The organism is Nonomuraea sp. NPDC050310, from assembly GCF_040655795.1.
Taxonomy (GTDB): domain Bacteria; phylum Actinomycetota; class Actinomycetes; order Streptosporangiales; family Streptosporangiaceae; genus Nonomuraea.
The window spans coordinates 245,501-254,290 of sequence record NZ_JBFAKP010000011.1; the positions used below are offsets into that span (position 1 = coordinate 245,501).

The following is an 8,790-nucleotide window of genomic DNA, read 5'->3' on the forward strand; positions in this document are numbered from 1 at the left end:
ATGACCCGCGATGTACGGCAGGCCGTACCGCACCCGACGAAGCGACCGACGATCGCGGTGATCGGCGGCCGGGCGAAGTTCGTGCGCAAGGCCCGCGAGCTCGGCATGAACGTCGTCTACGTGCAACACCCCAACCAGTACGACCAGTCGCACTGGCCCTACGTCGACCAGGCGCTGCTGGTCGACTACACCGACACCGAGCGGCTGCTGCCGCTGGTGCGGGCGCTGCACGACGTGCACCCGTTCGACGCCGTGATCTCGCTGTACGAGCTCGGCGTCCAGCCCGCGGCGCTCATCGACGAGATGCTCGGGCTGGGCGGGTACTCGCTGGAGACGGTGGACCTGCTCCTGGACAAGGCCAGCATGCGGCAACGCCTGAACGCGCTGGGCATCAGCCCGGTCGCCGCCGCCGTCGGCCGGACCGAACAGGACCTGCGGGCCTTCGCCGCCGCCCACGGCCTGCCGATCTTCGTCAAGCCGGTCGCGGAGGCGGGCAGCATCGGCGTCTTCGCCGTCCGCGACGAGGCCGACCTGGCGGCCATCCCCGCGCGCTTCCGCGAGCTGGAAGCCACCTTCGACCCGGCCGACCTCGCCGGGCCGCTCGACCGCTTCCTCATGGAGGAGTACCTCGACGGGCCGGAGATCAGCGTGGAGACGCTGAGCTTCGACGGCCGCCACGTGGTCATCGGCATCACCGACAAGGTCCTCGGCGGCCCGGGGTTCGTCGAGGTCGGGCACTCCTCGCCCAGCCGCCACCCCGCCGCCGCGCTCCGTGCCGCCGAGGAGCTCGTGCTGACCTTCCTCGACGCCGTCGGCCTGCGGCACGGGCCCGGACACACCGAGCTCAAGCTGACCAGCCGGGGGCCGCGCATCATCGAGTCGCACACCCGGATCGGCGGGGACCGGATCAACGAGCTCACCGAGCTCGCTTACGGCGTCGACATGGACCGCTACGCCCTCGGCGCCCGGCTCGGCCTCTTGGAACCCTTGCCCGCCTCACCCCGGCCGGTCGGCGGGGCCGCCATCCGCTTCCTCACCCCGCCGCCCGGCACCGTCCTGTCCATCACCGGCGAGGACGCCGTCCGGGCCGACCCCGCCCTGGTCGAGCTGGAGCTCTCCGTCGGGCCGGGGGACGTCGTGCCGCCCCTCACCTGGAGCGAGGACCGTATCGGGCACATCCTGGCCCGTGGCGCCACCCCTGAGGACGCCATCGCGGCCTGCACCCGGCTGGCCGCGCTGATCCACATCCAAACCGAGCCCCTCTCCTCCCAGCCCCTGTCTCCGGCCCCCGGGACCGTGTCGTCCGAGGCGGGCCGGTGAGCCTGCGCGCCGGCCCGGAACACCCCCGGTTCCGCGACACCGTCCGCCGGCTCCCCCCGACGGTGTGGATCGTCAGCCTCGGCATCCTGGTCGTCCGGGTCGGCAACTTCCTGCCCGTCTTCATGGTCCTGTACCTGACCAGCCGCGACATCCCACCCGCCGCCGCCGGCCTGGTGCTCGGCGCCGCCGGCCTCGGCAACATCCTCGGCAGCGCCATCGGCGGCTACCTAGCCGACCGCATCGGCCGCCGCTGGACCATCGTCCTGTCCATGGTCACCACCGCCGGCCCCACCGCCGCCATCCCGCTGTTCGACGAGCTGGCGGTGCTCATCTCCCTGGTCTTCCTGGCCGGAACCGCCTCCCAGATCTACCGCCCCGCCGCGGCCGCCCTCCTGGTGGACGCCACGACGACCACCCAGCAACGCCTGGCCGCCTTCGCCGTCCACCGCTTCGCCATGAACATCGGCGCCGCGGTCGGCGGTGTCCTGGGCGGCATCCTGGCCACCGTCTCCTACGTGGCGCTCTTCCTCGGCAACGCGGTCGCCTGCCTCCTCCTGGCCGCCATCGCCGCCCTCTTCCTCCGCGACCTCACCCCCGCCCGAGCCCACTCCGACATCCCAGGCGACCCGCCCCCCGCACCCCCACCCGGTGAGCCGATCCCCGCCACCCCCGAGCCCAGCTACCGCCAAGCCTTGACCGACCGCCGCCTCCGCCGCTTCCTGGTCATGACGGTGATCGCCGAGTTCGTCTACATCCAGTCCACCGTCGGACTCCCCCTCCACGTCGACGCCCACCACCTCACCCCGGCCGACTTCGGCCTCCTCATGGGCCTGAACGGCGTCATGGTCCTTCTCCTCGAACTCCCCATCACCGGCCTGGTCTCCCGCCGCTCCCCCGGCGCCGTCCTCGCCCTGGGCAACGTCCTGACCGGCGTGGGCCTGGCCATGACCGGCTTCTTCGGCGAGATGCACTGGCTGGCGGCCACCATCCTCATCTGGACCATGGGCGAGATGTTGTACGCCTCCATGGCCAGCGCCTACCTCGGCGACCTCGCCCCACCCACCATGGGCGGCCGCTACCAGGGCCTCTACAGCGCCGCCATCACCGCCGGCACCGGCCTCGGGCCTCTGATCGGCGGGGCCGTCTACGCGTTCAACTCGTGGGCCCTCTGGACCGTCTGCGCCCTGGGCGGCCTGCTCTCCGCCTGGCTCTGCCTCCCAAGCTGGAAGGACCGCCGCACCCGCACGACCTCCGCCATGGAAGAACCCAAGGCCCCTGCCCCACCGGTGCACGAGCCGGGAGGCCCCATCTCATAAACGTGCATGCCGTACGCTCCGCAGTTCGGCGGGTTGCATTTATTGCACCTGCTACACATACTGCAGATAGAGAGGAGCGCAGCGCATGACTGTACGGACGCCTAAATCCCTGGAGCCCGGTCGCGTGGACGCCCAGGACGCCGCCCGCGCCGTGCGGCGGATCAAGGACTACCTCGCGACCCACCCAGGCACCGGCGACATCCGCGTCACCGGCGAGCTCGCGGGCGACGACGCGCTCGTCCTGCCCCGCGACGCTGTGACCATGCTGGCCTACATCCTCACCCAGCTCGCCGAAGGCCGCGGGGTCACCGCGATGCCCAGCCACGCCGAGCTGACCACTCGCCAGGCGGCGGACCTGCTGAACGTGTCCAGGCCCTACCTCATCGGCCTCCTCGACGCGGGAAAGATCCCCCACCGTCTCGTCGGCCGGCATCGACGCGTGCGGTTCGAAGACCTCATGGCCTACAAGCAGCGCAGCGACGCAGCCGGCCGCAAGGCCGCGGATGATCTCGTCGCCCTCAGCGAAGAACTGGACCTGTACTGACATGGCGCTCGTCGTGGTCTACGACGCCAACGTGTTGTACGGCAACGAGGTCCGCGACCTGCTCATCCGTGTGGCCTGCTCCGGGCTGGTCCGAGCCCACTGGTCCGCCGAGATCCTCGACGAAGTCACCAGAAACCTCGCCGCAAACCGCCCGGACATCCCCTCGGACAAGCTCTCCACCCTGTGCAAACTCATGAACGCCGCAATCCCCGGCGCCCTGGTGAGCGGATGCGAGGAACTGACCGAAAGCCTCAAGCTGCCCGACCCCGACGACCGGCACGTCCTCGCCACAGCGATCAAAGCCGGTGCAGAAGTGATCGTGACATCGAACCTGAAGGACTTCCCCGCCGACGTACTGGCGACCTACGGCATCACGGCCAAAAGCCCCGACGACTTCATCCTCGATCAGCTCGACCTCGACGAGGTCGTCGTCCGCGACTGCGTCCACCAGATCGCGAGCAGCCGCACTCGTCCACCGAAGTCCTTCGCCGACATCCTCGACGCGCTCGAACGCGCCGGCCTGGTGGAATCAGCCGCAACCCTCCGAGGCTGAGCCCACCCACGACCACACCGCACGAGCTGCACTTTTACAGCGCAGCTTCAACCACCCTCCCCCTTCCCGCCACCAGCCGGTGCCCTGCCACCACCGCCAACCCGAGAAGAACAAAGACAGCCCCGTACACCAGGACGCTGATCAGCAACCCGCCGTACCCCAGCACGCTCACATCCAGGAACGGATACGGATAACGCCGCGGCGTCCCAGGAGCCAGCAGCGCACCCCGCACCACCGCGAACACCGCATAACCCGCCGGATACCCGACCCACACCACCGCATCCCACCAGCGCGGCCCCCGGTCCCGATCCCACAGCAGCCAATCCACCACCGCCATGACCGGCGTAACGGTGTGCAGCAGCAGGTTCCCCCAATCGAGCACCTGATCCCCTCGCCCATCCAGAACCGGAGCGAACGGATTCCCACCGACGAGCACCAGATTGAACACCAGCCCCGTGATGCAGATGTAGAGCGTCACCGCCCCCTTCACCCGCCCCGTCCCCGCCCATCCCGCCAGCCTGGCCAAGTAGTAGACGGCCAGCACGATGTTGCTCTGCACCGTGAAGTAGACGAGCGGCGACAGCGGACTAGCCGCACCCCGCCACGTGCACACGAGCCCGACAACCGCAGCCAAGACCAGGACAATCCGGAACAGCATCACGGCCGGGAGGATATCCGGCACATGTCCCTGGCCTGTCAGGGGCATCGCTGCCACGGGACGCCTCCGACGCACGCAGAGCATCTCCAGCCAGAACTTTGGCCGCCACCACCAGATCGATCACCCGCCGGCAACTCGCCGCCGCGGAACCGACCCTTCGTCAGGTGATCAGGCGGGGCCGCCACGATCGCCGCCGCCTCGCGGGGACACTGCATCTGCCGCCCATCACTGGCGCGGACCTCCTGAAAGCCTCGGCTGCGGCCCGCGGATACAACGTTTCATCCCGTGTGCCCGACCAGCCAAGCAAGTCCAGCAGATGAACGATGTCGTGACCCAGCACGAAACTCGTCAAGACCTGGCGAAGAGGGCGCGGCACATCCTTATCCAGCAGCAGCTTGACGCCACTCCCGAGGGGGTTCGTAGCTGTCCACATAGTCGGCGAAGTCCGCGGCGTCACGTGCCGCCACGGCCGACACGCTGGGGTAGAAATCCGCGATCCGCTCGGCCGGAACACCGTCTCGCAGCAGCGACGCCACCTCGTCGTACGGCACGCGGGTCCCCTCGATCACCGGCATCCCGCCCCGGACGTTCGGATCGACGGTGACATGCTCCCGAGGCTGCAGCAGGTCGGGAATGTACCGCCCGTCGCGATAGAACGGCCGCAACACCTCGACCAGCTCATGGATGACGATGTTGGCCTTGCGATGCACCAGATCGGTGGCCTGCCCCTGTTCCACCAGATAGATCGTCGAGCCGTCCGTCACCAACTGATAGGCCGACAGATGTTCCCGCTCCTGGAGATCCTCGCGCAGTGTGTCCAGCACCCGGCGAATCTTCTGCAGCGAGGCGTCGTTTCGCAACTTCACACAGGTGCGCAGCGCAATCAGATCCCGGAACGAGTACAGCACCGGACGCACCGGCGAAACCTCGGGCACCAGCACCTCCCCACGCCCTGTACGAGCGTTACGCCAGTGCGCGAGCTGGCGAAGCGTGGCACCCGACAACGCCGCCGCAAGCTTCGGACTGTAGGACACCGGCTTCACCTCCTCTGACCGACCCGACCGGCTTCATCATCGCAAACATCCCCCGAAATCATCTGCCTTTACCGCACCCGCCTCGGAGCCCCATTCCCGGCGCTGCCGGGCGAATCTTCGACGCAGCCTGGCCGGCCTCGACGCCAAAGCAACCAGTAGCCCAGTACGCCGCCTCGCCTCGCCTCGCTGAGTATCCGCCCAAGGCCTCAAGCCACACCTCGACGACACGTCCACCTTCTCGACACTCCAACTGCCCACGTGATGGAGCTTCCGAGGCACGAGCGCACTCCGTTTGCGCCGATCCCCGCTCACAACACACGGTCGACGCAGCCGCTCAACTCTCTCGCCGAAGACGCAGCCGCTCAACTCTCTCGCCGAACCGGCAGACTGCTTACTCTTCTCGAAGCGGCCGAAGTTCAACCTTCAGCCGCATCTCCAGCGCTCCCGCAATACGTACCAGCAGGGGCAGAACGGGCATCGCTCCCCCTTCCTCCAGCCGCCCAACCACCTCCTGTTTCACCCCGACCCGCTCCCCAACTCCTCATGCGTAAGCCCTAGCTCCTTTCGCCGATCCCGCACCGATTTCCCTAACTCAAATCGCAGCCGAGCAGCCTCATACCCAGCCCCGGCTCCAGGACGACTCATGGCCTCGACGCGCTTGACAGCCCATGCCTTGCGCTCAGTCATCGCGTTCCGCTCCTATCCACCGCGGCCGTGACGGCCACGCACCGCCATCCCACCTGCTCAATCCCACCCGTCCGACATCAAGCCGCCAGGGCGAAGCTCGAAATCTCGCACACTTCCGAGCCAAGCCGACGGCCACCATATACACCCCGCCATATCAGCTCAGCTCACCGCTTGATGTCCGCGAACCTCTCACAAATGATGGCGCGTCCTCGAGTGCAACTTGTTCGCTGCCGCAGATCCACGACATCAGCTGAAATCGGTGCTGGCATGCATAACCACACTGCTCTTCGAGCACCCGTAAAGAGATCACTAAGAGAGAACTTCGGCTGGATAGCCATGCAGGAGCGTCGAAGAAGGCCGCTGACCAGAAGGCTTGACGATCTCGTTCGGCAGGTAGACCGTCGCGGAACCCCCCACGGGCGTAGGAGGCGCGGTGGTCCGTACGCATGGAAGCCGAAGACGCGGGTCATCCCGCGGGTGTGGGGAAGGCGGGTCGTCGTCGCTCACGGGCGTGTTGACCCACAGATCACCCCCACGGGCGTGGGGAAGGCATGAAAGTCCACGGCATGCTGTCCGTAACCAGCTGGGTCACCCCCACGGGTGTGAGGAAGGCGGGAATCTGTCGCCGCCGCCGCTCGGCTGCAGCGGGCCACACCCACGGGCGTGAGGAAGGCCGGACGCCGACCTTGAAATCCGTCCGGTCGATCGGGTCACCCCCACGGGCGTGAGAAGGGCCTGGCCTGGGCCGGAGCAGGAGCCGCCGTTGTCGGGTCACCCCCACGGGCGTGGGGAAGGCGCCGCGTATCGACCTCGTCGAACCCCCACACCGGGTCACCACCACGTGGGGGTGATCCGGGCTGGCGCCACCCCACCTACGGCCGGGAACCGTGGTCCCCACGCCCGTGGGGGTGATCCGGCGCACCTGAGCGCGTACTTGCCGGCGTAGTCGTGGTCCCCACGCCCGTGGGGGTGATCCGCCTTCAGTGCGGCTGACGCCATCGGGGTACCCGTGGTCCCCACGCCCGTGGGGGTGATCCGCTGAGGCTTACCGTCGCGCGGCCGGTATCCGGGTGGTCCCCACGCCCGTGGGGGTGATCCGCGCCACGCCTTGCCGGTTGCGCCCTGCCGCCCGTGGTCCCCACGCCCGTGGGGGTGATCCGAAAGAAAGCGATCTAGAAAGACCCACGAAAAGGTGGTCCCCACGCCCGTGGGGGTGATCCAGCGGCGTCTGAGCAGACCCGCCGCTCGGGCATCGTGGTCCCCACACCCGTGGGGGTGATCCGCCGGGATCGTCGGTGATCATTTTCGGTGCGGGGGGTCCCCACGCCCGTGGGGGTGATCCCTCGCGCCCTTCGTCGGTGAGTCCGTCGGTGTCGTGGTCCCCACGCCCGTGGGGGTGATCCGTCGTCGTTCTTGGTGCCGAGGTCGACCAGCACGTGGTCCCCACGCCCGTGGGGGTGATCCCGTGCCCGCATAGAGGGACTGGCCATACATGGAGTGGTCCCCACGCCCGTGGGGGTGATCCGCTCCCCAGGTTCGGCCGGGTGTAGATCAGGCCGTGGTCCCCACGCCCGTGGGGGTGATCCGGCGAGGTCTTGCACACCAGGGTGATCGTGGTGGTGGTCCCCACGCCCGTGGGGGTGATCCGGTCTCTTCGTCCTGGTCGAAAGGCGCGGTCGCGTGGTCCCCACGCCCGTGCGGGTGATCCGTGGCCGATCCCGGCGCCACTCCTCCGTAACTTGTGGTCCCCACGCCCGTGGGGGGTGATCCGGCCACGACATCGAGCTCGAAACGTACCCGGCGGTGGTCCCCACGCCCGTGGGGGTGATCCGTTCTTGCGTGAGCCGTGTCATACGTTACAAGGGTGGTCCCCCGCCCGTGGGGGTGATCCGCGCACCAAGAAGTAGGCCAGGGCCGAGTACGCGTGGTCCCACGCCCGTGGGGTGATCCGTCGCTCGGAGTCCTAGTCACTGTCCAGGAGGGGTGGTCCCCACGCCCGTGGGGGTGATCCGGTTCGCGCACCTCCTGGCGGCACGGAGGACTAGTGGTCCCCACGCCCGTGGGGGTGATCCGGTCTACTACGACTCCCCGGGCAGTGACCGCCGGTGGTCCCCACGCCCGTGGGGGTGATCCGAAGATCTTCGCTGACCTTGCGCCCGACGTTGAGTGGCCCCCACGCTCGTGGGGGTGATCCGCTCAACGGTATGCGCACCCGGTGGATCGCCGTGTGGTCCCCACGCCCGTGGGGGTGATCCGGCCAGCGCGGCGTTCGCCCGCCAGGTGGGCGTGTGGTCCCCACGCCTGTGGGGGTAAATCCGGCCGGGATCGGTGCGACCACGGGCCGCGCCGTGTGGTCTCCACGCCCGTGGGGGTGATCCGAGCTCGCCTACCTTGACGAACAGGACGACGGAGTGGTCCCCACGCCCGTGAGGGTGATCCGCATATCGCCAACACCATCAAGGAAACCGAGCTACAGCCCAGGCCCGCGGGTGATCCGTCGTTAGAGAGCAATACAAGGCCGTTCACACTAACCGCCAAGCACCAACCCAGCCCCCAACGATCCCCCCGCACCGCCCCGGCCCAACCCGACAGCCCACCACCACCCCACCACCGAACCCGCCCCACCCCCGGGGGACCGGGGGCCGGGAGGCCCCCGGCAAGGGGGTGTGGGGGAGCTG

6 protein-coding genes are annotated in these 8,790 nt (G+C 68.6%); 4 read left to right on the forward strand and 2 right to left on the reverse strand.

Going from position 1 to position 8,790, the window contains the following annotated elements; translation table 11 throughout:
* The 4 genes from AB0I67_RS25420 (at window position 1) to AB0I67_RS25435 (ending at window position 3,733) form a co-directional block, all read left to right on the forward strand.
* Entirely contained in the window at window positions 1-1,320 is a 1,320-nt protein-coding gene (locus AB0I67_RS25420) for an ATP-grasp domain-containing protein (RefSeq protein ID WP_357927904.1), read from the forward strand.
* Window positions 1,317-2,636: an MFS transporter gene (locus AB0I67_RS25425; RefSeq protein ID WP_357927906.1), complete on the forward strand. Its 1,320-nt coding sequence runs from the start codon at window positions 1,317-1,319 to the stop codon at window positions 2,634-2,636. The genes AB0I67_RS25420 and AB0I67_RS25425 overlap by 4 nt, the downstream gene beginning before the upstream one ends.
* A gap of 85 nt (window positions 2,637-2,721) precedes the next feature.
* Entirely contained in the window at window positions 2,722-3,180 is a 459-nt protein-coding gene (locus AB0I67_RS25430) for a helix-turn-helix domain-containing protein (RefSeq protein ID WP_357927908.1), read from the forward strand.
* Window position 3,181: 1 nt separating this feature from the next.
* A complete protein-coding gene (locus AB0I67_RS25435) occupies window positions 3,182-3,733 on the forward strand; it encodes a PIN domain-containing protein (RefSeq protein WP_357927910.1) in 552 nt (183 codons plus the stop codon).
* A 34-nt stretch (window positions 3,734-3,767) separates the two neighbouring features.
* On the opposite strand, the gene AB0I67_RS25440 is transcribed toward AB0I67_RS25435, so the two are convergent.
* Complete coding sequence (locus AB0I67_RS25440) at window positions 3,768-4,391, reverse strand: Pr6Pr family membrane protein (protein ID WP_357927921.1); 624 nt, start codon at window positions 4,389-4,391, stop codon at window positions 3,768-3,770.
* Window positions 4,392-4,771: 380 nt separating this feature from the next.
* Entirely contained in the window at window positions 4,772-5,425 is a 654-nt protein-coding gene (locus tag AB0I67_RS25445; protein WP_357927912.1) for a DUF433 domain-containing protein, read from the reverse strand.
* Window positions 5,426-8,790 lie beyond the last annotated feature (3,365 nt).

Coding starts and splice junctions, on each gene's coding strand:
- AB0I67_RS25435 (WP_357927910.1), top strand. CDS start 3,182: ATGGCGCTCGTCGTGGTCTACGACGCCAACGTGTTGTACGGCAACGAG.
- AB0I67_RS25430 (WP_357927908.1), top strand. CDS start 2,722: ATGACTGTACGGACGCCTAAATCCCTGGAGCCCGGTCGCGTGGACGCC.
- AB0I67_RS25420 (WP_357927904.1), top strand. CDS start 1: ATGACCCGCGATGTACGGCAGGCCGTACCGCACCCGACGAAGCGACCG.
- AB0I67_RS25440 (WP_357927921.1), bottom strand. CDS start 4,391: ATGCTGTTCCGGATTGTCCTGGTCTTGGCTGCGGTTGTCGGGCTCGTG.